Annotated in this window: 20 protein-coding genes and 1 tRNA gene; 7 read left to right on the top strand and 14 right to left on the bottom strand. The window is 34.9% G+C overall.

All coding sequences use genetic code 11. The features are described 5' to 3' along the window. Window positions 1-10: 10 nt before the first annotated feature. Together AC3RVF_RS02160 and AC3RVF_RS02155 are read right to left on the bottom strand one after the other, a co-directional pair. Window positions 11-1576 carry a LysM peptidoglycan-binding domain-containing protein gene (locus AC3RVF_RS02160; protein ID WP_489692632.1) on the bottom strand — a complete coding sequence of 522 codons (1566 nt, stop codon included), beginning with the start codon at window positions 1574-1576 and terminating at the stop codon, window positions 11-13. A 188-nt stretch (window positions 1577-1764) separates the two neighbouring features. Continuing rightward, the gene (locus tag AC3RVF_RS02155; protein WP_489692631.1) at window positions 1765-2949 is read right to left on the bottom strand and encodes a phosphoglycerate kinase; all 1185 of its coding nucleotides are present in this window, start codon (window positions 2947-2949) and stop codon (window positions 1765-1767) included. 149 nt (window positions 2950-3098) lie between these two features. Here AC3RVF_RS02155 and AC3RVF_RS02150 point away from each other — a divergent pair, with 149 nt between their 5' ends. Further along, a complete protein-coding gene (locus AC3RVF_RS02150; protein ID WP_489692630.1) occupies window positions 3099-4253 on the top strand; it encodes a DNA polymerase III subunit in 1155 nt (384 codons plus the stop codon). Window positions 4254-4400: 147 nt separating this feature from the next. Here the strand turns inward: AC3RVF_RS02150 and AC3RVF_RS02145 are convergent, their stop codons facing one another. The 4 genes from AC3RVF_RS02145 to AC3RVF_RS02130 form a co-directional block, all read right to left on the bottom strand. Next, entirely contained in the window at window positions 4401-5243 is an 843-nt protein-coding gene (locus AC3RVF_RS02145; RefSeq protein WP_489692629.1) for a class I SAM-dependent methyltransferase, read from the bottom strand. Window positions 5244-5326: 83 nt separating this feature from the next. Further along, the gene (gene mnmG / locus AC3RVF_RS02140; RefSeq protein WP_489692628.1) at window positions 5327-7198 is read right to left on the bottom strand and encodes a tRNA uridine-5-carboxymethylaminomethyl(34) synthesis enzyme MnmG; all 1872 of its coding nucleotides are present in this window, start codon (window positions 7196-7198) and stop codon (window positions 5327-5329) included. Between the two features lie 111 nt (window positions 7199-7309). Then, window positions 7310-7726: an rRNA maturation RNase YbeY gene (gene ybeY / locus AC3RVF_RS02135; protein WP_489690284.1), complete on the bottom strand. Its 417-nt coding sequence runs from the start codon at window positions 7724-7726 to the stop codon at window positions 7310-7312. Then, window positions 7719-11120 carry a hypothetical protein gene (locus AC3RVF_RS02130; RefSeq protein WP_489692627.1) on the bottom strand — a complete coding sequence of 1134 codons (3402 nt, stop codon included), beginning with the start codon at window positions 11118-11120 and terminating at the stop codon, window positions 7719-7721. Before AC3RVF_RS02130 ends, ybeY begins: the two co-directional genes overlap by 8 nt. 556 nt (window positions 11121-11676) lie before the next feature. Here AC3RVF_RS02130 and gltX point away from each other — a divergent pair. After that, window positions 11677-13188, top strand: coding sequence for a glutamate--tRNA ligase (gene gltX, locus AC3RVF_RS02125; protein WP_489690286.1), 1512 nt, complete (start codon window positions 11677-11679; stop codon window positions 13186-13188). Here gltX and AC3RVF_RS02120 read toward each other — a convergent pair. Further along, a complete protein-coding gene (locus tag AC3RVF_RS02120; RefSeq protein ID WP_489690287.1) occupies window positions 13185-13844 on the bottom strand; it encodes an outer membrane beta-barrel protein in 660 nt (219 codons plus the stop codon). The two genes, gltX and AC3RVF_RS02120, sit on opposite strands and share 4 nt — an antisense overlap. Window positions 13845-13924: 80 nt before the next feature. On the opposite strand from AC3RVF_RS02120, the gene AC3RVF_RS02115 reads away from it, so the two are divergent. Then, a complete protein-coding gene (locus tag AC3RVF_RS02115) occupies window positions 13925-14917 on the top strand; it encodes an SPFH domain-containing protein (protein ID WP_489690704.1) in 993 nt (330 codons plus the stop codon). 85 nt (window positions 14918-15002) lie between these two features. Here AC3RVF_RS02115 and AC3RVF_RS02110 read toward each other — a convergent pair whose 3' ends face one another. The 4 genes from AC3RVF_RS02110 to AC3RVF_RS02095 form a co-directional block, all read right to left on the bottom strand. Further along, a complete protein-coding gene (locus tag AC3RVF_RS02110; protein ID WP_489690288.1) occupies window positions 15003-15251 on the bottom strand; it encodes a hypothetical protein in 249 nt (82 codons plus the stop codon). 20 nt (window positions 15252-15271) lie between these two features. After that, complete coding sequence (locus AC3RVF_RS02105) at window positions 15272-15703, bottom strand: phage holin family protein (RefSeq protein ID WP_489692626.1); 432 nt, start codon at window positions 15701-15703, stop codon at window positions 15272-15274. A 1-nt stretch (window position 15704) separates the two neighbouring features. Then, window positions 15705-16082 carry a YtxH domain-containing protein gene (locus AC3RVF_RS02100; RefSeq protein ID WP_489690290.1) on the bottom strand — a complete coding sequence of 126 codons (378 nt, stop codon included), beginning with the start codon at window positions 16080-16082 and terminating at the stop codon, window positions 15705-15707. Between the two features lie 168 nt (window positions 16083-16250). After that, complete coding sequence (locus AC3RVF_RS02095) at window positions 16251-17930, bottom strand: glutamine--tRNA ligase/YqeY domain fusion protein (RefSeq protein WP_489692625.1); 1680 nt, start codon at window positions 17928-17930, stop codon at window positions 16251-16253. 107 nt (window positions 17931-18037) lie between these two features. Here AC3RVF_RS02095 and folB point away from each other — a divergent pair, with 107 nt between their 5' ends. From folB to AC3RVF_RS02080, 3 genes are all read left to right on the top strand, one after another. Then, window positions 18038-18394 (top strand): dihydroneopterin aldolase, encoded by a 357-nt coding sequence (gene folB, locus AC3RVF_RS02090; protein ID WP_489690292.1) that lies wholly within the window; start codon window positions 18038-18040, stop codon window positions 18392-18394. A gap of 58 nt (window positions 18395-18452) precedes the next feature. Continuing rightward, a tRNA-Cys gene (locus AC3RVF_RS02085) sits at window positions 18453-18523 on the top strand. A 119-nt stretch (window positions 18524-18642) separates the two neighbouring features. Next, on the top strand, window positions 18643-19083 hold the full coding sequence (locus AC3RVF_RS02080) for a hypothetical protein (RefSeq protein WP_489690293.1): 441 nt from the start codon (window positions 18643-18645) through the stop codon (window positions 19081-19083). 19 nt (window positions 19084-19102) lie between these two features. Here AC3RVF_RS02080 and AC3RVF_RS02075 read toward each other — a convergent pair whose 3' ends face one another. The 3 genes from AC3RVF_RS02075 to rnr are packed head-to-tail and all read right to left on the bottom strand — an operon-like array spanning window position 19103 to window position 22761. After that, window positions 19103-19816, bottom strand: a complete 714-nt coding sequence (locus AC3RVF_RS02075) for a LysE family translocator (RefSeq protein WP_489690294.1) — start codon at window positions 19814-19816, stop codon at window positions 19103-19105. Between the two features lie 47 nt (window positions 19817-19863). Then, window positions 19864-20541, bottom strand: coding sequence for a head GIN domain-containing protein (locus AC3RVF_RS02070; protein WP_489690295.1), 678 nt, complete (start codon window positions 20539-20541; stop codon window positions 19864-19866). 24 nt (window positions 20542-20565) lie between these two features. Then, window positions 20566-22761, bottom strand: a complete 2196-nt coding sequence (gene rnr / locus AC3RVF_RS02065) for a ribonuclease R (protein ID WP_489692624.1) — start codon at window positions 22759-22761, stop codon at window positions 20566-20568. Window positions 22762-22986: 225 nt separating this feature from the next. Here rnr and AC3RVF_RS02060 point away from each other — a divergent pair, with 225 nt between their 5' ends. After that, window positions 22987-23226, top strand: coding sequence for a DUF2007 domain-containing protein (locus AC3RVF_RS02060; RefSeq protein ID WP_489690297.1), 240 nt, complete (start codon window positions 22987-22989; stop codon window positions 23224-23226). Window positions 23227-23724: the final 498 nt, after the last annotated feature.

Below are 23724 nucleotides of genomic sequence, written 5' to 3'. Positions count from 1 at the left end.
TTATCGGGAACTATCCTTTGTAAATTTTAAGTTTAGTTCCAGGCTTTAAGTTAGTACCACTAATATCGTTCCATTTTTTGATATTTTGGACTGAAACCCCTGGAAATTTTTGAGAAATGCTCCACAGTGAATCTCCGTTGCGAACAGTATACGTTTTTTCTGAAGATTTTGTGGCTTGTACTGGTTCGTTACTAGCAATATCCTGTGTACTTTTTTTAGGGTAAATAATTAAGTTTTGGCCAACTTTTACAGTATTGCTACGCATACCATTCCAATTCTTTACTTGGCTAATACTAACACCGTACCTGTCTGCAATTCTTCCCAGATAATCTCCTCTTTTTACACGGTAGCGAAGTTTTTCGGGTTGCTCATATAATTCAGGCATTGGCTTTTTAGCCTCTTCAACTTCTTCCTTTGCAAAAGTATAAATTGCATCTTCATTATTTACAAAAGCACCTACAGCAGTTAGCGGAAGACGCAATACGTAGTTTTCATTTTTAACAACTGGAATGATACCCAGTTTGTAAGCTGGATTAAGGAATTCAAGCTCTTCTATGTCTAGATTAGTAAGTTTTGCTACTTGCTCTAAAGTAATTTGTTGCTTAACACGGATGGTATCTGTAGCTACGAAAGGAATTCTCGCAGTTTGTTTTTTAAAGCCGTGCTCTTGTGCATATTCAAAAATATACATGGTAGCCAAGAATGCGGGTACATAACCTGCAGTTTCACGTGGAAGATAATCGCGAAGTTTCCAATAATCCGTCTGTCCACCAGAGCGACGAATTGCTTTTGAAACATTTCCTGGGCCAGAATTATAGGCTGCAAGCGCCAAATCCCAATCGTTGAAACTATTATTTAAGCTTTTTAAATATTTACAAGCGGCTTCTGTTGCTAAATATGGATCGGAACGCTCATCTACATAAGAGCTTACATCCAATCCGAACATTTTACCAGTAGGAAACATAAACTGCCAAAGCCCGGTAGCTCCAACTCTAGATTGTGCTTTCGGATTTAAAGCTGATTCAATTACAGCTAAATATTTTAATTCTAAAGGCAAGTTATTTTTGTCCAATTCTTGTTCAAACAAAGGGAAATAATATTCACTTAATCCCATTAATCGCTCTAAACCTCTGCGGCGGTTCTTAAGGTATTGCTTAATTACACTTTCTAACGAAGGGTTGTATTCTACGTTAAACGGCGTACGCGCATCTAGTTCTTTTAGTCGTTGCTTAAGTAGCTCAGTAGGGAGTTCGTCGTAGTCAACAGGAGTGAAATCTTGGTTTGCAACGCTATTGTATATATCTTCAAAAAGATCAGATTTGTAGAGTTCTTTTAACCAAAGGCTGTCTTTTTTACGTGCCGAAGCTATGTCTTTTAAATCATAGACAATACTGTCTTTAAAAGAAGTAGCTACCACTGTTGTGGGCAATTCTTTGGCGATTTTAGAAACCTTAATGGAATCAACAACCTGAATTTTTTTTGTATTCAGTTTGTTGGTCTGCTTTTTACCTTGTTGGGCAAAACTCATACTGCAGGCCAGCAACAGCATAAGGGGAAGGATTTTGTTTAGTTTCATCAGTTATTTATTGCGTTTGGGGATAAAGGCAAATTCGCCTGATTATTACTCCTTAAAATGAGGCGCTTTTAATATACTTCAAGAGTTGTAACGTAAATTTCAATAAAAAATTTTATCAAAAATAATGATTTCGCGAAACTACGCAAATTTTAGACTCAAAAGTCTAATACGCTGACATTTAACTTTTCTTATAATAGTGCTTTAATACCCGGTAATGTTTTTCCTTCAAGCATTTCGAGCATTGCGCCTCCGCCTGTAGACACGTAACTAACTTTATCTGCTAAGTTAAATTTCTGAACTGCCGCAACCGAATCGCCACCACCAACTAACGAAAAAGCTCCATTTTCAGTGGCTTTAGCGATATTTTTTCCTAGAGTTTTAGTGCCTTCTGCAAATTTCTCAATTTCAAAAACACCAACGGGCCCATTCCATAAAATGGTTTTAGTCTTGGCAAGTACTTCGGCAAAAAGTTCATTTGTTTTTGGTCCTGCATCGAGACCCATCCAGCCATCAGGAATATTATTTATAGCCGATATTTGTGTATTTGCAGTTTCTGAAAAACTATCAGCGATAATAGCATCAACTGGTAAATGTACTGCCACACCTTTGTTTTTGGCCATTTCTAAAATTTCAAGTGCCAAATCCTGCTTGTCATCTTCAACCAAAGAATTACCTATTTTTCCGCCTTGTGCTTTTATAAATGTGAAAGCCATTCCACCGCCAATAATTAAATGATCAATTTTGTCGAGAATGTTTTCAATAATCGTAATTTTTGAAGAAACTTTAGCGCCACCAATGATAGCAGTAACGGGCTTTTCGCTAGCTTCCAATACTTTTTTTACGTTTTCTATTTCTGAAGCTAGTAATAAACCAAAACATTTATTCACAGGAAAAAATTCAGCGATTATCGCCGTGGAAGCGTGCGCACGGTGTGCGGTTCCAAAGGCATCATTCACGTAAACATCACCAAATTTTGAAAGTTTTTCTGCGAAAGCGCGATCGCCTTTCGTTTCTTCTTCGTAATAACGTAGGTTTTCAAGTAAAAGAATTTCTCCAGTTTTCAAAGTCGCTACCGCCTCTTCTACTTTAGGCCCCACACAATCATCCACAAATTTTACTTGAACTCCCACAATTTCCGAGAGTGATTTTAAAATGTGTTGAAGCGAAAATTCTGCTTCTTTATTTTTTGGTCTACCAAGATGCGACATTAAAACACAGCTTCCGCCGTCTTCTAAAATTTTTAAAATTGTAGGTTTTGCCGCACGAATACGTGTATCGTCTGTTACCTTAAAATCATCGTCGAGCGGCACATTGAAATCTACTCGAATCAAAGCTTTTTTATTTTTAAAATCTATGTCGTTTACGGTTTTCATCTTTATAAATTTAGCGAGCAAATATACTTATTTTGATATTTAAAATCATTTCGATATCTGCATAGAAATTCACTTTCTTAAATTAGATAATTTCATTTATTGAAAAATATCAATCGAGAGAAAAAGCTTTAAATTGATTAGATTTGCCGATGGATTTTTCAGAAGTAATAGGGCAGCAACATATAAAATCGCATCTTATAAAAACTATCGAAAACGGTCGAATTCCGCACGCACAACTCTTTTCTGGCGTTAACGGAAGTGGCTTACTGCCTATGTCCATTGCATACGCTTCAGAATTATTATGTAGTCGCTATGAAAAAGGAAGTGCCGAATATCTTTCCTGTAAAAGTAAAATTTCAAAATTGGTGCATCCAGATTTGCATTTTGTTTACCCAGTAAACACAAGTGATATAGCGAAAAAGAATGCTGTTTCGGATAATTATGCTGAAGGTTGGCGAAATTTCGTTTTAGACAATCCGTATGCGTCGCTTTTTGAATGGTTGCAAAGTATTGGTATTGAAAATAAACAAGGAAATATTAGTAAATATGAAGCTGAAAATATTTCTAAAAAACTTTCATTAAAAGCCTTCGAGGGCAGCTATAAAGTGATGATTATTTGGATGGCAGATAATATGAATGGTGAATGTGCCAACAAAATTTTAAAGTTAGTTGAAGAGCCTACCGACAAAACTGTGCTTTTACTTTTAACCGAAAAAGAAGAACAAATTATCACTACAATTAAATCCCGCTGCCAAAAAATAACGTTCCCACTCCTTTCAGAAGCTGATATTGCCGAGAGTTTAATTCAAAATTTGCAAATAAAAGAGAGTGTTGCTACCCACGCCGCTCGTAGATCGCGCGGCGATTATAATAAAGCGCTACAACTACTTGAAGAAACTGGGGAAGACGAAATTTTCGAGAAGTGGTTTATTAGTTGGGTGCGTACCGCATTTAGAGCGAAAGGAAATAAAGGTGCAATCAACAATTTACTTGATTGGAGCGAAGAACTGGCAAAACAAGGTCGCGAAACACAGAAAAAATTTCTTTCATATTGTACCGAAGTTTTTAGACAAGCATTGCTAAATAACTACGGCGCCAATTCACTTTTATTTTTTGAAGCGATTGATGCAACATTTTCGCTTCAAAAATTTGCGCCTTTTGTACATCAAAATAATATTTTTGAAATAACCCAAGCATTGGAGGATGCTTCTTACCATATTGAAAGAAACGGAAATGCTAAAATAATTTTTACCGACCTTTCTATTATATTGACTCGGCTAATTCATAAGAAAGAATTAGTATAAATAATATCTATTAAATTTATATTTACAATAGAGATATTCAATTAAAAACAACGCTTTATTAGCGATTCTGTGAGATTATTTCTGCAGGCAGCAAGCGCAACACTAGTTTGACTCCAAAATCGCCTCAAATCTCTTCAAAAAGCCGAATTACCTCTTTCTGAAGCAGTATATGTGCGAAGAATACTCTTTTGAACGAGTAGCTTTAAGATTTGACAACAATCCTATCCAAAAAGCTTTTAAAGAAAATTTATTACCCGTTTTATATTTTTCTGAAAGTAAACTAACATAATACGAATCAAAAATCATTGGTTCTATTTTCTGAAGAATAAAATTTTCTGCAAAAAGTTTTCCCATCGATTCTTTAGTAAAATGCCAAAGGTGTCGAGGAGCATCGTAAGCTGCCCAAAATTTGCCATAATGCTTTGCATCGAAACTTTTAAAATTTGGAACAGCGATAATTAACGTTCCTCCACTTTGAACTAAGTTTGATAGAGTAGAAATAGTCTCTTCCAAATTTGGAACGTGTTCTAAAACATGCCACATTGTAACAACATCGAAAACGCTTCCTGAGAATTCGTTTAAAGAAGGTTCAAGTTGAATTCCTTTTTTTAATGCCAACTCAGTAGCACTTTTATTTGGTTCCATCCCATTTACATCCCAACCTTTTTCTTTAGCAACTTTTAAAAAATCTCCGGTTCCTGCACCAACATCTAATAAAGATCCAACTCGTTTATTTTGATTTAATATCAAATTAGTTTTTTTCTGAAGCGACCATTTTTTTACGAATTGGTATAAGCTAGAAAGCAAACCACGCTTTTCATCTGTGTGCGAAATATAATCTTCACTCTCGTAATATTTAGAAAGATCTTCCTCCTTTGGCTTTGGGGTAGTTTTCAAAAAATCTAAATCTTCGTCGTAGACTAAACTAAAAGTTTCTCCGGAGACCAAATAGTCTTTGACCGATACGTATATATTTTCGTGATTCTGCAAGAAATAAAATTTGAATTATTTAAGAAGTAGTGTTGAAAGTTTAGATTTTGCAACGCTCCATTGTTCCACGTGAAACAATGAGGCTAACGCCCCATATACACTAGAAGCACAGAAACATCATTTGGAGAAACACCACTAATTCGTGAAGCTTGCGAAACTGTTGCAGGTTTTATTTTAGTGAGTTTTTCTCTGGCTTCATAGGAAAGTGATTTCAATTTAGAATAGTCAAACGTAGCCGGAATTTTCAAACCTTCTAATCTGTTTAATTTATCTGCATTGTTTTTTTCCTTCGCTATATAACCAGAATATTTAATTTGAATTTCGGTCTGTTCTATCATTTCAACATTCAAATCATTTTCATTAATATACTTTTCAACCGAAGAAATACTTTTCATATCCTCCATAGTTACTTCCGGACGCGAAAAGAACTTGAACATTTTATCGCTCTGCTGCACAACCGCAGATTCTCTAGCTTCAAAAATAGGATTCATTTCTTCGGGTGCGACACTTGTGTTTTTAAAAAACTGAACAAAAGCATCAGACTTTTCTTTCTTTTCCTCCATTTTTCTCAAACGTTTTTCACTAGCTAAACCAATGTCAAATGATTTAGGAGTTAACCTAAAATCTGCATTATCTTGACGAAGCAAGGTTCTATATTCAGCACGAGAGGTAAACATTCGGTAAGGCTCTTCCGTTCCTTTTGTAATAAGGTCGTCTATTAATACACCTATGTAAGCTTCATTTCGTTGCAAAATGAAAGGTTCTTTTTCGTGTACTTTTAAATGCGCATTTATACCGGCCATTAAACCTTGTGACGCAGCTTCTTCATAACCCGTAGTTCCGTTAATCTGACCAGCAAAATAAAGACCGGAAACCAATTTAGTTTCTAGCGTATGTTTTAATTGTGTAGGCGGAAAATAATCATATTCAATAGCATAACCAGGTCGGAAAAATTTCACTTTTTCAAAACCAGCTACTTGCTTCAAAGCTTTAAATTGAATATCCTCTGGTAATGAAGTGGAGAAGCCATTAATGTAATATTCTACAGTATCCCAACCTTCAGGTTCAACAAAAAGTTGGTGTCTATCTTTATCAGCAAAACGATTAATTTTATCTTCAATAGAAGGACAGTATCTTGGTCCAAGACTTTGAATTGATCCGTTAAACATAGGAGATCTATCAAAACCTTCTCTCAAAATATTATGAACTTCGAGACTAGTATAACTCATATGGCAAGAACGTTGCTTTTTGAGCGTTGTAGTTTCATCAGAAAACGAAAATTTTTCTGGAATTTCGTCTCCTGGCTGCTCTATCATTTTAGAAAAATCTAAAGAACGTCCATCTACTCTTGGCGGTGTTCCTGTTTTCATTCTTCCAGATTCAAAGCCTAAATCGATTAAATCTTTTGTAATACCAGTAGAAGCCCTTTCACCTGCACGACCTCCTCCAAATTGTTTTTCACCAATATGAATTAAACCATTTAAAAAAGTACCGTTTGTTAGTACTACACTTTTTCCGCGAATCTCTAAACCCAGTGAAGTTCTTACGCCTTTAATAATTCCATTTTCGGCAATAATACCCGAAATCATCTCTTGATAAAAATCTAAGTTTGGGGTGCCTTCTAACATTAATCTCCAAGTTTCAGCAAAACGCATGCGATCACTTTGAACACGGGGACTCCACATTGCGGGACCTTTCGATTTATTAAGCATCTTAAACTGGATTGCGGTTTTATCGGAAACTATCCCGCTATAACCACCAATTGCATCAATTTCACGTACAATCTGGCCTTTAGCAATACCACCCATAGCCGGATTACAGCTCATTTGGGCAATGGTTTGCAAATTCATGGTAACTAATAAGGTTTTAGATCCTAAGTTCGCAGCCGCAGCTGCTGCTTCAGATCCTGCGTGACCCGCTCCTACTACAATAACATCATACTCTTCTTGAAACATAAATTTTCTAAATTGTTCCACGTGGAACATTTAACAATATCAATTTTTTTCGGGGGTGCAAAATTACAATAAATATCTTATTATAAAGCTTTTAAGTAAAACAAGTTGATGCTACAATTTGGAAAGAATTCTAAGGGATTCCTCTTCCTTCTCTCGCATAAGTGCTTCTTCAGTGTCGCTCTTATCTTTATAACCACAGAAATGAAGAATCCCATGAATCATTACACGGTGAAGTTCGTCAATAAATTCTGTTTTAAAATCTTTTGCATTATCCGCAACTCGATCCACTGAAATATAAATTTCACCATTAATTAGTTTTCCCAGACAATAATCGAAACTTAATATATCCGTAAGAGTGTCATGATTTAGAAACTCAATATTCAATTTGAGAAGATATTCATCATCGCAAAAAACGTATAATATTTCACCTAATTCAAAACCTTCCTCAATAATAATATCGGAAATCCATTGGATAAGTTTCGGTTCATTTTCTAATTGAAAATCTGTTTCAAAATTAAATTCAATCATTGCTTTCTTTAAAATATTCTTGTACTTTATTTTTGTAATCTTGGCGCAAAGGTAAGGCCTCACGATTCAAAATTTCGGTAGTATTAAAGTATTTTTTAATGTCCTCTGGAGCTAGCTGCGTATTATTGCGATAATCTCTTCTATTGGTTTTAGATTCTCTTCTATTTTCTTGTCCTTGTTCAAGGTCTGCTTCATCAAGTTTCAATAATTCATAATTCAAATTACGCATTTTCTCGAGTGTATTTTGATTAAAACCTTTGTCCAATAATTGTTGTTCAATACCCTCCATCTTTTTCAGAAGATCGCCACCAATTCCTTTCAATCCTTCCTTGCTTAACCTGTCTTGAAGTTGCTGGCGTAAATCCTGCTGTTGCTTATAAATTTCATAAAGTTCACCATTCATATCTTCACTCTCACCTTTCCCATTTTTACCATCTCCTTTTTGATCACCTTTTTCGCCATCCTTTCCATTCTTGCCATCTTTACCTTTACCGTCTCCACTACCTTCACCTTCGCCTTTTCCTTCACCCTCTCCTTCGCCTTCTCCTTTTGAACCTTTCTTTCCTTTACTAATACCTTCCTCCATTTTTTCGCTCAATCCTTCCTGTTTCTTAATAATGTCTGGAAGTTGAAAACCTTCACCACTACCAGATCCAGGACTTGGCATTCCTTTACCCGAACCAGAGCCCGACGACATGGACATCTGCATTTGCATATTACTTAAAATATCGCTTAATAGAACGGCCAAATCATTGGAACCAGTAATTGTATATTGCTGATTGCCAATACCTTGACGTGCTTGATTCTGTGCTAAACGGTCTAAAGATTTATCTATATTATACTGAATTTCAGTCAATGAGGAGTTTATTTGTGTTCCAAGCAATGGTTGACGAAGCGAGAGTGCAAACAAGCTATCGTCAATATGTTCAAAATTGGTTTTTAGATCGTTTTGAATATTTAACTTCTTCCCGAATACTGGATTTCCATATTCAATCTTTTTGAAGACTTCCATCAAATCTTCTTGCTGAAAGGAGAAAACCACCAAATTATCAACGATCTGCCGAAGCATTTTCACGTCTTCATCAATCGATTCCATTTGGCCAGACTTCATTTGCATTTGAATCGCCTTGCCCATTTCTTTCATTTTCTCACCAGCCTTCTTCTGGCTTTTACCCGCTTCTTTTGGCTTTTGTTCCTCTAATTTATCCGTGGCTTTCTTTTGCTCTTCGTCAACCTTTTGTTCGCCGGGTTTATCCTTTGGAATATCCAACGGTTTCTTTAAATCTTCATTTTCCTTTTGAAGCTCATCTATCTGCTTTTTATGTTCTTCAAACTCTTTATTAAGCTCCTCTTGCTTTTCTTTCGTATTTTCTTCAGCTGGCTTATCGGCGAGTTTTTCTTGTTTTTCACCAAGTTTATAAAGTTCTTCAGCTAGTTTTTCAGCCTTCTTTTCAACGTAATATCTTTTAGTCAATTCAAGCAATTGATCTAAATTTTTCTCTTGATTTTTATTTTGCTTCGAGAGCTTTTCAAGTTTATCGGTTAAATCCTCCTTCTGAATTTTTTCAAGAAGCTTCTCCAATTCATCAAGCAATTTTTCATTCTCCTTTAATTGTTCTTCATTTTCGTCCAAACGTTTTTCAAGTTCTTCTTTAAACGAATCCTTCTCTTCCTTTTCAGGTTGAAAATTCTGAAGTTCTTCTTTCAATTCCTTTGAAAAATTCTTCATCATTTCCTCTTGCTGCTTTTGGCGCTTTAAGAAATATTCAAGTTTCTTTTTATCATTATAATTAAGTTCATTCTTCTCCTTTTGAGTTTTGGACAATTCTTCCAAAGTTTGCTTTTGGTCCTTAAACTCTTCCAAAGATTTGTCTAAACCTTTTATTGCGTCTTGTTGATTTTGAAGTTGCTCATCCTCCAATTCATCATTTGTAAGTTTTCTGAATGAATAAATACCAGATTTTGACGATTTGTAATTATGAATAGCGTCGTTATCAAAAACTTCAAAATAGTACTCGTAAGCAATGCCCTCTTCCAAAGAAAGGTTCCCTGGAAAGGTATAAGTAAATTGATCGAAATTAGTTTTGTTAAGCGGTAAACCTTGCGTTTTAGCCTGCTTTTCATCGCCCTCAGGAAAATACACCAAACGAAGTTTTGTTAGTCCGTAATCGTCGGAAATCTGTCCTAAAAAGAAAACACGCTGACTGTTGGTACTGTCCTGTTTTGATTGAACATCAATTTCAGGAAACTGATCTTTTACAACATTTAAAGTAAAAGCTAAATTCTCGTAATCCTTTAATTTTTCGTTGGAAGTGGTAATGGCATAATCTAGTTTGTTGTAAACACCTTTTTCAAAACTGAAGTTTTCTTTTTTTGAATTAAAGAAAAACGCCGTGTCCGAAGTTTTCAAAGTAACTGCTTGTGTATTTTTTGTAGTAACATTCCATTTCACCCTTGTTCCTTCGGGAATTGTAGCGTTTCCGGTACTTTTCAAGGTTTCATCTCTTTTCCCTGTATAAGAAGGATAATCTAATACCATTTCGAAATTTAGTAAAGACGGAGTTTTTACAACATCTAAAGTATAATTGCGTGAATTTACTTTGTTCGCTTTTAAGTTGAAATCAAGAGATTCAACAGGTTGCTGAAAAGTATATTCGAACAAACCAGGCATAGTTTGCTGCATATAATACGTTTCGCCATTGTAATTAATGCTTGCATTTTCTGGAACTGCGGTTCCCTGAGTTCGGATTTTTAAAGTGAAAGGTTTGTTCTCTACCGCGTTCAAGTTTTCATTCATCACAATAAACGAAAATGGCGCTGGCGGTTCAAAAGCCGTGTCATAATGCACCATACGCTCGTAACTGCTAGAAAAAATATCCATTCCGCCTAAGACGCTAAACGCCAAAAACACAAAAACCGGAATGGCAGCGTATTTTAAATATTTGGCATTCTTTTGAAAATTAACGGCACTTTTAAAGGGTACCAGTTGTAATTCGGTAGCTTTTTGGTCAATACTTGCAGCGAGTAATTCACTTTCACGTTGATTTTGATTTAGCTGAATTACATTCAGCAATTTGTCGTTAACCTGCGGAAAGTGACTCCCTATTATTTTTGAAGCTTCGGTGTAATCAATTCCTTTTTGAAGTTTAAAGAGTTTTGCAAGCGGAAAAGCTATGAAACGAACGAATAAACCCAATTCAACAACTACAAAAGCCCAAAAGAGCAGCTGTCTACCTAGAGGGCTAAGCCATAAAAAATATTCAACAAGCAAGGTGAGCAACAAATACAGCAAGCCAATGGCGAAAAAAAGAATCGCTCCTTTTATAAGCTCATTGGTGTAGTATTTCTTAATAAATTCTTCCAGTTTTTGCTGGATGATGTTAAAAGTGCTCATAAATAAATATTCTTTTTCTGTAAAATTTCCTAAACGTTTAGGAAATTTTATATATCATAAAATTAGAACTTCAAATTTTCAAAACTGTTTAATTGCTACTGAAAGCTTCTGTTTTTATTGGTATATAGACTTCAAAAAGTCAATACATTGCTCCATCTTAAAAGGAACAATGTAACAAATGTAAATCCTGTACTAATATATATTGCCGCTTGCCAATAATATAGCCTTGAACGCCAGTTTATCCACGATTTTTTACCATATTCTTTTATTAGTGGAATTTTTGTACACCTCCAAAAAAGAAATAGGTAAATAAAAAATAGTGATATTGCTAATGCTATAACCCAAATTATTTCCATTTGTGTAATTTTTAGTTCTATCCAACTTTTTATCTCACAAAGTTTTTAAAAACCTTGCAGGAGGCTAAAAATACAATAATATTTTGTTCCTAACACCTCCCAAAACCTACACCAAAAAAAGAAACAACCACATAGCGCAATAGCTTTAAAATTACGTCGCATAATTGTACCTTTGCACCTTCATAAAAAGAATGCAGATTATGTCTCAAAAAGTTCGGGTGCGTTTTGCCCCAAGTCCAACAGGTCCTTTACATATTGGTGGTGTTCGCACCGCTTTATTCAACTATTTATTTGCGAAAAAGCACGGTGGCGATTTTCTTTTACGAATTGAAGATACCGACCAAAACCGTTATGTAGAAGGTGCTGAGGCTTACATAATTGAGGCTTTAAACTGGCTAAATATTCCCTACGATGAAGGTCCGGGAAAAGAAGCCGATTGCGGACCATACCGCCAAAGCGAGCGTAAAGATCTTTACAGACAATACGCAGATACATTGCTTGAATCAGGCAACGCTTACTACGCTTTTGATACTGCGGAAGAACTTGACGCACACCGAAAAGACCATGAAGCAAAGGGAAAAACCTTCATTTACAACTGGCACAACCGTTTAAAATTAAAAAACTCCCTCATTTTTTCTGCGGAAGAAACACACCAAAAAATAGCCAATGGCGAAGAATACGTAATTCGTTTTAAAACGCCGGAAGATGAAACACTCTATTTAAACGATATTATTCGTGGAAGTATGCAAGTTGAAACCAATGTTCTCGACGATAAAGTTCTCTTTAAAAGTGACGGCATGCCAACGTATCATTTGGCAAATATTGTAGACGACCATTTAATGGAAATTACCCACGTTATCCGTGGCGAAGAATGGTTGCCTTCTTTGGCATTACACGTTTTGTTGTATCGTTCTTTTGGTTGGAATGCGCCACAATTTGCACATTTACCACTAATTTTGAAACCAACCGGCAGCGGAAAACTAAGCAAACGCGATGGCGATAAAATGGGTTTCCCCGTATTTCCACTACAATGGAAAACTGCCGAAGGCGATGAATTTTCAGGTTATCGTGAAGATGGTTATTTACCAGAAGCTGTAGTTAATATGTTGGCCTTTTTAGGCTGGAATCCAGGTACAGAGCAGGAAATTTTCAGTTTGGACGAATTGATAGCCGCTTTTGAATTAGAACGTGTTCATAAAGCAGGTGCTAAATTCGACCCAGAAAAAACAAAGTGGTTTCAACATCAATATTTACAAACTGTTGAAGATGAAAAGCTCGCGGAAGATTTTTCCAAATATTTAAGTGAGAAAAATGTTTCGACTGCGCTCAACCTAATAACGATTGTTTCACTTTTAAAAGAACGCGCAACCTTCGTTAGCGATCTTTGGGAACAGGGAAGTTTCTTTTTTGAAGCTCCACAAACTTACGATGCAAAAGCTTCGGTAAAGGCTTTCAAACCTGAAACTCCCGAATTATTGCAAAATGTAGTTTCTATCTTAAAGGAAGCCGACGACTTTTCAGTAACCAACTTATCTGAAAAAACAAAAGGATGGATTACTTCAGAAAATATAGGTTTTGGAAAAGTGATGATGCCTTTGCGTTTAGCTTTAGTTGGCGAAATGAAAGGACCAGATGTGTTTGATATAATTTCAATTTTAGGAAAAGAAGAAAGTATTTCACGCATTGAAAAGGCAATTCAAACTATAGGTTAAAAGTAAATTATACCCATCAAAATAATGGTGGAACTATTGCCTTTAAAATTGTTGTATTCTAGACTTCTCTCGTTTAATCCGCCTAGCATATTTGTTAGGCCGTATTGATACTGTGCACTTATTCTAAAATGCTCAAAGCCACTAGTAACACCAGCTGCCAGGCGAACATTAAATTTAGAAATATCCTGAATTTCTTTTGCTATTAGGGTGTTATAACCTGAAAGTATATAATCTTCAAATTTGTCATTATCTAATTTCATCTTACCGTTTAGTCCGAAAACAGGTCCAAACTCTAAGCTTAAATGTTGCACAATAATATTATAACTCCCTAATAAATTTAGATGCACCCCTTGAATGGCATACCCGATATTCTGAGTATCGGTTCCTAAAACATTTTGACCTTCAACCCCAATAGTTGCACTTTCAAAACTAAGTCCATAAATTAAATCGAAGTTATTTCTAAATGCGCCACGCGTAGTAAATCCTGCGGTTATACCTTGGCGTTGTTCGGTAACCAAATCATCAGTTTGTATATTAAAAAAGGCAATTCCACCCTGTATTCCCAAAAGATTATAGCCCCTATAATTTCGCTGTGCAAAAGAATTTTGCCAAATAAATAATAATGACGCAACAAATAGTATTTTTTTAAAACTCATGCTTGGGGATATTTTTGACCGTGAAAATAGCTTTAATTTTGTATCTTCCACAACGTATAATTTATAAATATTTAAGAAATATGGGTGGGTTTATTTTAGTGCCAATTTTAATTATTGGCTTGTTTATTCTCTTTGCGAGTTTTTTTACCGTGAAACAACAAACGGCCGCAATAGTAGAAAGGTTTGGAAAGTTTCAAAGTATACGCCATTCGGGATTACAATTAAAAATTCCTTTAGTAGACCGTATTACTGGACGTATCAACCTTAAAATTCAGCAATTAGATGTAATTGTTGAAACTAAAACAAAGGATGACGTTTTTGTTAGATTGAAGATTTCAGTGCAATTTCAGGTTTTGGAACAGAAGGTATATGATGCCTTTTACAAACTGGAAAATCCGCACGATCAGATAACGTCATACGTTTTTGATGTGGTTCGTGCAGAGGTACCTAAAATGAAACTCGATGATGTGTTTGAAAGAAAAGATGACGTTGCAATTGCTGTGAAAGCAGAATTAAACGAAGCTATGAGCACCTATGGTTACGACATTATTAAAACTTTAGTTACAGATATTGATCCGGATATTCAAGTAAAAGCAGCGATGAATAGAATTAACGCCGCCGAACGCGAAAAAGTTGCGGCAGAATTTGAAGCCGAAGCGGAAAGAATAAAAATTGTTGCCAAAGCGCGTGCAGAGGCCGAAAGTAAGCGTTTGCAGGGTCAAGGTATTGCAGACCAGCGTCGCGAAATTGCGCGTGGTTTAGAGGAAAGTGTAGACGTTTTAAACAATGTTGGAATCAACTCGCAAGAAGCTTCAGCTTTGATTGTAGTTACCCAACACTACGATACGCTACAATCTATAGGGGAAGCAACTAATACAAATCTTATACTTATGCCAAATTCACCACAAGCAGGTAGCGAAATGCTGAATAATATGATTGCGTCCTTCGTGGCAAGTAATCAAATTGGTGAGGAAATGAAGAAAAAGAACATTGAAAATGGCATTGTTATAAAAAAGAAATCTAAACGTAAAACACCGCCAAGAGCCGAAGAAGGTGATGATTTAAATTATTAAAATAGAACAATTGTAAAAACAATAGCGCCCCTCAAAATATTGAGGGGCGCTTCTATTTTATTGAAGTATTATTGTTTGAAAATAATTAATCTTCGTATTCTTCCTTTTTAACTGGTTTTATTCCTACCAGTTTATCTACTATCTTATAAACAAAAGCTTTCTTAAGAATAGAGCCAACTGTATTTGCAATAAAATTGATTGGCGAAAATGCTTCACTTATAGTGTTTTTGCTTTCGCTTATACCAAGTTTAAATTCTTCAAGATCTATTTGAGATTTAAGTCTAAGATATTTTAAGTCTCTATCTATTTCTTCAAAAGTAGTGTATCGCTTCATAAAAGTTGATTTGAAGTGTTTTATTTACTATTTTCCTCTTCTTCCAGGATTTCTTGATATTCTTCAATTTCTTTCTCCGCTGCCGCCTTTGGAGTAATATCATCTTCATCGTATAAAATATCAGAGAATTTTATAAGAAGTTTACGTTCTATAATTTTTCTGCCGTAAATAAACATGAATATTAGGATTATCCCGTAAAAGACTCCAACTAATAAAAAACCAATATAGACTTCATCAAAAAAAGTTGCCAGCCAATATGCTGCGCCTACTGAAAAGAAAAGCATAACAAAAAGTGTAAGACTGCCATATACAAGTAAGTTAACTAGTGATATAGAGCCCTTCATAGCAGACTTAAACAGGCGGAGTTTATAGTACTCCGCCATGCTTACACTATAATCTTCTAATCTCTCGGTTACCCGATTTAGACTTTCTTTTAAGTCGCTAAACGCCATATTATGAAGTTACTTTTTTGGCCTTTGCTTTGGCCTTATCTACGGAAGCCTCTGTATGAAACTTAGCATTTTGCTTTCTTAATGCTTCCAACTTGTCTTCCATTGCCAACAATATATCATCAGCTTTAAAACTAGCAGATGAGAGTGTCTCATTTAATTTTTCTTCAAAACTATGACGAGCACGTTGGGCTTTTTCGCTTAAAGTGCTTGTTGTTTCCTGTATTTGCTTATTTAACTGCTTCTGCGCATTCTTAGCTTCTTTGCTAAGTTTATCTCTTGTTTTTGAACCTTTATCTGGTGCGTAAAGAATTCCGATACCAGCACCGATTGCTGCGCCTGTTAATAATGCAAGAAGTGTTTGACCTGTATTTGATGCCATTGTTTTATAATTTTATTAGTTAATAACATCAAAGGTAGTTAACGGACTTTCATCTTGTTGTTAACAACCGGTTAATAGTTAATTTTTAAACTATAAATTTCTCTTAAAAAGTGCAAATTATAGCCAAATTATCTTAAAATATGAGTTATTTTCAAATTTAAATGTTAATTATTCAGACAATTTTACCCAAGAGTCGCGTAGCGGAACTGTACGGTTGAAAACTACTTTTTCCGCAGTTGAATCACGGTCAACCACAAAATAGCCCAAACGTTGAAACTGAAATTTATCTTCCGCAATAGAATCTTTCACACTTGGTTCTGCATAGCCTGTAATTACTTGTAATGAGTCTGGATTTATAAAATCCATAAAATCCTTTTCTTTATGGGTATCTGGAGATGCCTCAGTAAAAAGACGATCGTAAAGACGTACTTCCACAGCTAATGCGTGCTGCGCAGAAACCCAGTGAAGCGTGCCTTTTACTTTGCGAAGTGAAGCTTCAGAACCACTTCCACTTTTACTGTCGGGATCGTAGGTACAATGTATTTCAGTAATATTTCCTTCGGAATCTTTAACTACACTTTCGCCTTTAATAATATATGCATTCTTTAAACGCACTTCTTTCCCAATTGTTAAACGGAAAAATTTACGATTCGCTTCTTCAAGAAAATCATCTCTTTCAATTAAAAGTTCTTTTGAAAAAGGAACTTCGCGATAGCCTGCACTTTCGTCTTCTTGATTATTTTCTGCTTCCAGCATTTCGGTTTTGCCTTCAGGGTAATTGTCTATAATTAATTTCACCGGATCTAAAACCACCATTATTCGAGGTGCTTTTTTGTTCAAATCTTCACGAACATTGAATTCTAAATGTGAAACATCTATCAAATTTTCGCGCTTACCAACACCAATGCTATTTGCAAAATTTTTGATGGATTCTGGCGTATATCCTCTTCTGCGAAGACCAGAAATTGTTGGCATTCGCGGATCGTCCCATCCAGTAACAACACCGCTACTTACCAACTGTGCAAGTTTACGTTTGCTAACTAAAGTATGACTTAAATTTCTACGGGCAAATTCGCGCTGCTTAGGGCGTAATTTTTCTTTTTCGTACACTTGGTCCAAAAACCAATCGTAAAGCTCTCTATGGGGTAGAAATTCGAGCGTACAGAAGGAATGAGATACTTGTTCGATGTAATCGCTTTCACCGTGGGTCCAATCATACATTGGGAAGATTTTCCAATCTGTACCTGTGCGGTGGTGATGCTTATTAATAGTTCTATACATAACAGGATCGCGCATCAACATATTTGGCGATTCCATATTTATTTTAGCACGAAGTACGTGTTCACCTTCTTTGGTTTCGCCATTCTTCATTTTTTCAAGCAATTCTAAATTTTCGGCAACCGAACGCGCTCTAAACGGACTAGGTTTTCCAGGAGTATTTGGTGTTCCTTTTTGTTCTGCAATTACTTCAGAAGTTTGTGAATCTACATATGCCTTTCCATCTTTTATGAGTTGAACTGACCAATCATATAACTGCTGAAAATAATCTGAAGCATAGCATTCAGTAGCCCATTCATACCCTAACCACGAAATATCGCGTTTTATAGAATCAACAAATTCTTGTTCCTCTTTTGCTGGGTTTGTATCGTCAAAACGTAGATTAACGGGGGCATTGTATCTTTCACCCAAACCAAAATTTAAGCAAATAGATGAGGCATGACCAATGTGCAGATAACCGTTTGGCTCTGGTGGAAAACGAAAACACAGTTCTTCTTTTTTATAACCTTTTGTAAGATCTTCTTCAATAATGTGCTCTATAAAATTCAGCGGCGCGGCTTCCTTTGTCATATATTTTAGTTTAAAGACGTAAACTGTCTTGTAAATAATGCTTTTGATTTTAGTGCTACAAAGGTAACCAAATAACATAAAAAAGTATCTTTGCGAAAACTAATTACATGGGAACTATTCGCTTAAAAAACATAAAGATTTATGCCTTTCACGGCTGCTTAATTGAAGAGGGGCAAATAGGTTCAGACTATTTAGTAAACGTTTCTGTGAAAGCAGATTTAAAAAATGCGTCAAACACTGATGAGCTTGCAGATACCGTAGATTATGTTATGCTGCAAAATATTGTTCGCGAAGAAATGGCGGTTCGCGCCAAACTTTTAGAGCAGGTTGCAAAAAGAATAATTGATTCCATTCTTTTAAAAATTGAAATGGTAACTGAAGTAAAAGTTTCTGTAGCCAAAAGAAATCCGCCAACTGGAGGCGATGTAGCCGAAGTGAGCGTTACATTGAAAAGGAAAAGGTAATTTGCTTTTTTAATAGGATTTTTAAGTTTAATTTTTTTACATTTGCAAGCCTTAATAAGGCATCGTGGCCGAGTGGCTAGGCTCAGCTCTGCAAAAGCTGCTACAGCGGTTCGAATCCGCTCGATGCCTCTACAAAACCTCAACATAACGTTGGGGTTTTTTTATTTTTAAGAAGTGTTACAATCGTTCCCCGCGAAACCTTCAATATAAATTTGGAAGGTGTTTCTATTTATTATAAATTTCGAAATATGAAAAGATTTAAAAATAGATTATTGGCAATTGGAGTTTTACTTATGGTTATCTCCTGCAAAACCTATACAATTCCGGTAGAAAGTTTTCGAGAACAAATGATTGGTGAAACTTCGGAAAATGTAAAAAACACCCAAATTAATAACCCACTTTTTCATCGGGATATTAAATATAATTCAAATAATATCAGACAAATTATTGTAACCGATAAAGATGGGAATACAACATTTTTAGACAACTCACCATCAATCGAACTGCGGGTTACGGATGTAAATTCAAAAAAATATCAATTCTATTTTGATACAGTTATTTTGGAAAATGATACATTGAAAGGTGTGCGTTCGCGATTTTTGCAAGGTTTAACGAGAGAAATTCCTATGGATAGCATTGTGCAAATAGAAATACAGGACGGTGGTAAAAAATATAATTACAGAAATTAATAATCTACTAATTATAATATTATAACGGCTCTTCAATAGGTGGAATAGGCTTCTCCAGCGGATGCTGATTTACAGGAATTTTTTCAAGTCCCGCCTCCACTCCTTTTGGGAAAATTCCTTGGGTAAGTAGTAATATACCAAACGCCAGTATTAAAATACTAATCCATTTTTTGGTTTTGAAAATTACGCGGGGAGTCATTTTATTCTTCAGTCTTTTTGCTAAAATCATTTTTAAAAGATCGGTGAGAAAAAATGTAGCCAACACCGTAGCAATAAACAGAAACACTCCATTATCTGAAGTGGTTAGCGCATTGGCCATTATTAATGTACCTATCCAACCAGCTAAAACACCAAAGTTTACAAAATTTAAAAGAAAGCCTTTTAGGAATAAACCACCAAGATTTTTCTTCACCTTAACCGCATAATGCTCGCGGACAATTTTGAAAATAGATTTGTTAGTACGTATGTAGGAAATGATTCCGTAAGCTATTAAAATAGCCCCTCCAAAGATAAGTAACCCTGGATCATTCTTAACTTTTTCAAGAATTCTGCTGGTGCTGTAAAAAGCGATTAATATAAAAATAACATCAGCAACAAGAGCCCCGAGATCAAAAAAAATAGCGGCTTTAATTCCTTTGGTAATTGCCGTTTCAATCAATGTAAAAAACACTGGTCCGACTGCAAATGCCAATAAAAATCCGTAAAATGCTGCGTAGAGTAAACCGTCAAACATAGTAAGGGTAAAAATACAAATTACTTTTACCCAAACGCTTTAAAATTTTAATTTTTAGCTTTAACTATTTCAATATTTCCGCCTGCACGTCTTTTCCTTTTTATGTCTTCGGGATTACCGTGAACTTTAATAGAACCGCCTGCAGTTACTTTGGCATCTATTTTTTCAGTAGTATAAATATTAGCAACTCCACCGGCAGTTACACTAACCGTTGTTTCTGCAGTAATAAGATTTAAACCTTCGTAAACTCCACCAGAATTTATTGTAATATCCTGTTTGTTTGCAACTCCTTTCGCTTCAATAATTCCACCAGAAACAGCTTTTATAATGATATTTTCAGAAGAAATTTCTACATTTATTTTAGCGCCTTCTTGGGACCTAAGTACTAGTGAAGGTACTTTTATTTCAGATTCTGAATAAATAACCGAACCTTCGTTAGCATCGATAACCGAAATATTTTTAAAGTAAAGCGTTACATTGGTTGCGTTCCCATCAAAACGTTCTTCCAACTGCATTCGTATTTTTAAAACACCGTTGTCGTTTATTGTTTTTACATAATCTGAATTAATGCCGTTTACAACTACTTCGTTTTTGTCTGCAGGTACAAGTTTTACCGTAATTAGATCGTAAACTTTCAATTCACTAAAATCGCCAACTTCTGTGGTTTGCTGTGAAAATGAAATAGCTGATACGCAAAGTATAGCTATTAAAATCAGTTTTTTCATCGGTACTATTTATTAGTTTTTAACTTAGTTTTGATGACCAATCATCGTGAAATCTAAATGTTTCTTAACTAAATCTGCATTTTTTACTTTCACATAAACTTCATCACCAAGGCGATAAACGTTGTTCGTTCGTTGACCAATTACTGCAAATTCGTCTCTGTCAAATTCGTAACGGTCATCCTGTAAATCTTGTAATCTGACCATTCCTTCGCATTTATTCGAAATAATTTCAATATAAATACCCCATTCAGTAACTCCAGAAATTACACCTAAAAATTCTTCGTCTTTATGGTCCTGCATATACTTTACTTGCATATACTTTATACTATCGCGTTCAGCATTAGTAGCTAGGCTTTCCATATCGCTACTATGGCTACATTTTTCTTCGAATTCTTCCTCTTTTGCAGTTTTTCCATTTTCTAAATAATGCTGCAATAAACGGTGCACCATTACATCTGGATAACGACGAATAGGTGAAGTAAAGTGCGTATAGTAATCGAACGCCAAACCATAGTGACCAATGTTGTGAGTGGTATACATAGCCTTACTCATACTTCGGATGGTAAGTGTGTCTATTAAGTTTTGTTCCTTTTTACCTTGAACATCTTTTAAAAGCTTGTTCATTGAAGTAGCTGTAGTATGACGGTCTTTGGTGTTTAATTTATAACCAAAACGCTTTATAATATTTTCTAAAGCTGCTATCTTTTCATCGTCCGGTTCATCGTGAACACGGTACACAAAAGTCTTTTTTGGTTGTTGTTTTCCTATGAATTCAGCTACACTTCTATTTGCCAAAAGCATAAATTCTTCAATCATTTTATTGGCGTCTTTACTCTCTTTAAAATAAACACCTTCGGGATTACTCTTTTCGTCTAAAATGAATTTTACTTCCACTTTATCAAAAGAGATAGCGCCAGCTCGCATACGTTTTGTACGTAATATTTTAGCTAAACGATCCATTTCTATAATAGCCGAAGCTATTTCTGGTTTAACCGTGTATTCCGTATCTGTAATTGAAATATTTGAAGGAATAATATGTGTTTCTTCTTTAGGATTCTCAATAACATGTTGTGCTTCTTCATACGCAAAACGGGCATCGCTATACGTTGCCGTTTTTCCAAACCATTGATTAACAACTTCTGCTTTTTGATTCATTTCAAATACTGCAGAAAAAGTATATTTTTCTTCGTTTGGACGAAGTGAACAAGCGTTGTTTGAAAGAATTTCCGGAAGCATTGGCACTACTCTATCTACTAAATAAACCGAGGTTGCGCGTTCGTAAGCTTCATTATCCAACTCGTTTCCTGGAGTAAGATAATGTGAAACGTCTGCAATATGAATTCCTATTTCGTAGTTTCCGTTGTCTAATTTTTCAAAAGATAGGGCATCATCAAAATCTTTCGCATCCTTCGGATCTATAGTAAAAGTTAACGCCTCTCGCATATCGCGACGCTTTTTAATTTCAGATTCTTTAATTGAAGTATCAATTTTATTAGCGAAATCTTCCACTTCTGGTGGAAAATCATACGGTAAGCCGTATTGTGCTAAAATAGAATGAATTTCAGTATTGTGTTCTCCTGGCATTCCCAGAACTTTTATAACACTTCCGAAAGGAGAATCAGCTTTTTCTGGCCAATCTTCCATTGCAACTAGTACTTTTTCGCCATTTTTAGCGCCGTTTATTTTATTCTTTGGAACAAAAATATCGGTGTACATTTTATAATCTGTAACATCAACAAAGGCAAAATTTTCTTGTACTTGAATGGTACCTACAAATTCTGTTCGTTTGCGTTCTATAATTTTTGTTACTTCACCTTCAGTCTTGCCGCCTTTTTTGCGTTTAAAAACATAAACTTCAACAATATCGCCATTTAGCGCTTTGTTTAAGTTTTGATTTTTCACATAAATATCTTCTTCTAAATCTTCAACAATAATATAACCTTGGCCACGGCCAGCTATATCTACTTTTCCGGTATAATAATTTTGTGAAGGGGTAAGTATGTATTTGCCGCGTTCAATTTCCTGAATGCTACCTTTTCCTTGCAGATCCTTTAGTTTTTTTACTATTTGGTTTCTGCTACTGGCGTCGTCCAGTTGTAATTTTGCGGCAATTTGTTTGTAGTTGAAAGCTTGTGAATGATCTTTCCGAAGAATGTTTAAAATGGTTTGGGAAAGATTTTCAATTTTATTGTTATTCTTTTTTCGTTTTTGTTTTGGCATAGTATATTTTGTAATAATCGTAAAAGTACTACTTCTCGTAGAATGACGTGTTTACATTAGCAAAGATTTAGTACCTTATGGTAGGTTAATAGCTTATTAAGTTAGTAGTTAATTAGGGTTTCGTCTAAATAATTAAGTAACCCCACCACTTTAAATTATATTTTTGAAAAGTTAGACATATTTTGAATTGATTATATATTATTTTATAATTTCAGTAAACCGAAAATGAAGCATTTTAAAACCATAGCAATCTTTCAATATCCTGCAGAATACGCGGTGCTTCAACTTTTGTTTGATCAGGCGGAAATTCGGTATTTCTTTCAAAATGAAACCATGATTGGTGTTTTTCCTTTCTATTCTAACGCTATGGGTGGTATTAGACTTCAAGTTCATATTGAAGATATAGAAGAAGCTGAAGAAATTATTAAAAATCTTGATCATCCTTCCAATCTTAAAATAGTTTAATAAAGTGCGTAATACAATTTTCATTTATTCCTTCATCTTAAATTTCATTATAAATCCCTTTTTTGAGTTATCAACATATATTAATACATCATTTGTTTTTTTGAAATTATTAAAATAAAAAATGGTGATGATTATGGGGTGTTAATATGTACAATAACTTTTTGAAGATTTGTTTTGAAATTAATTTATCCTCTTTTAATAATAGGTTGTTAACATAGATTTAAGATTTAATAGCCTTGAAAATAATAGAATAGAAATAGTAATTAACAACTGTGAACAACGTAATTTGATAAGTGAATTGTTATAAGTTTTTTTAGAAATGTTGTTTGGAAGGGAAGAATTTTTGATGACAACTAATATGTAAAAAAGGAGTTATTATTTAGGTTTATTAAAATACTTGAACCTATTGTAAATAATAACCACATCTGCAATTTTAGTTGTCGTATTTCAGTGAACAAATATCAACAATGTTGTTAACTATAATGTGAAGTTGTGGTT

The sequence above is a fragment of the Aequorivita sp. IT1183 genome (assembly GCF_058068265.1).
Note: the sequence above shows the minus strand (reverse complement) of the source record. Positions and strands in the feature narration are given on the sequence as shown.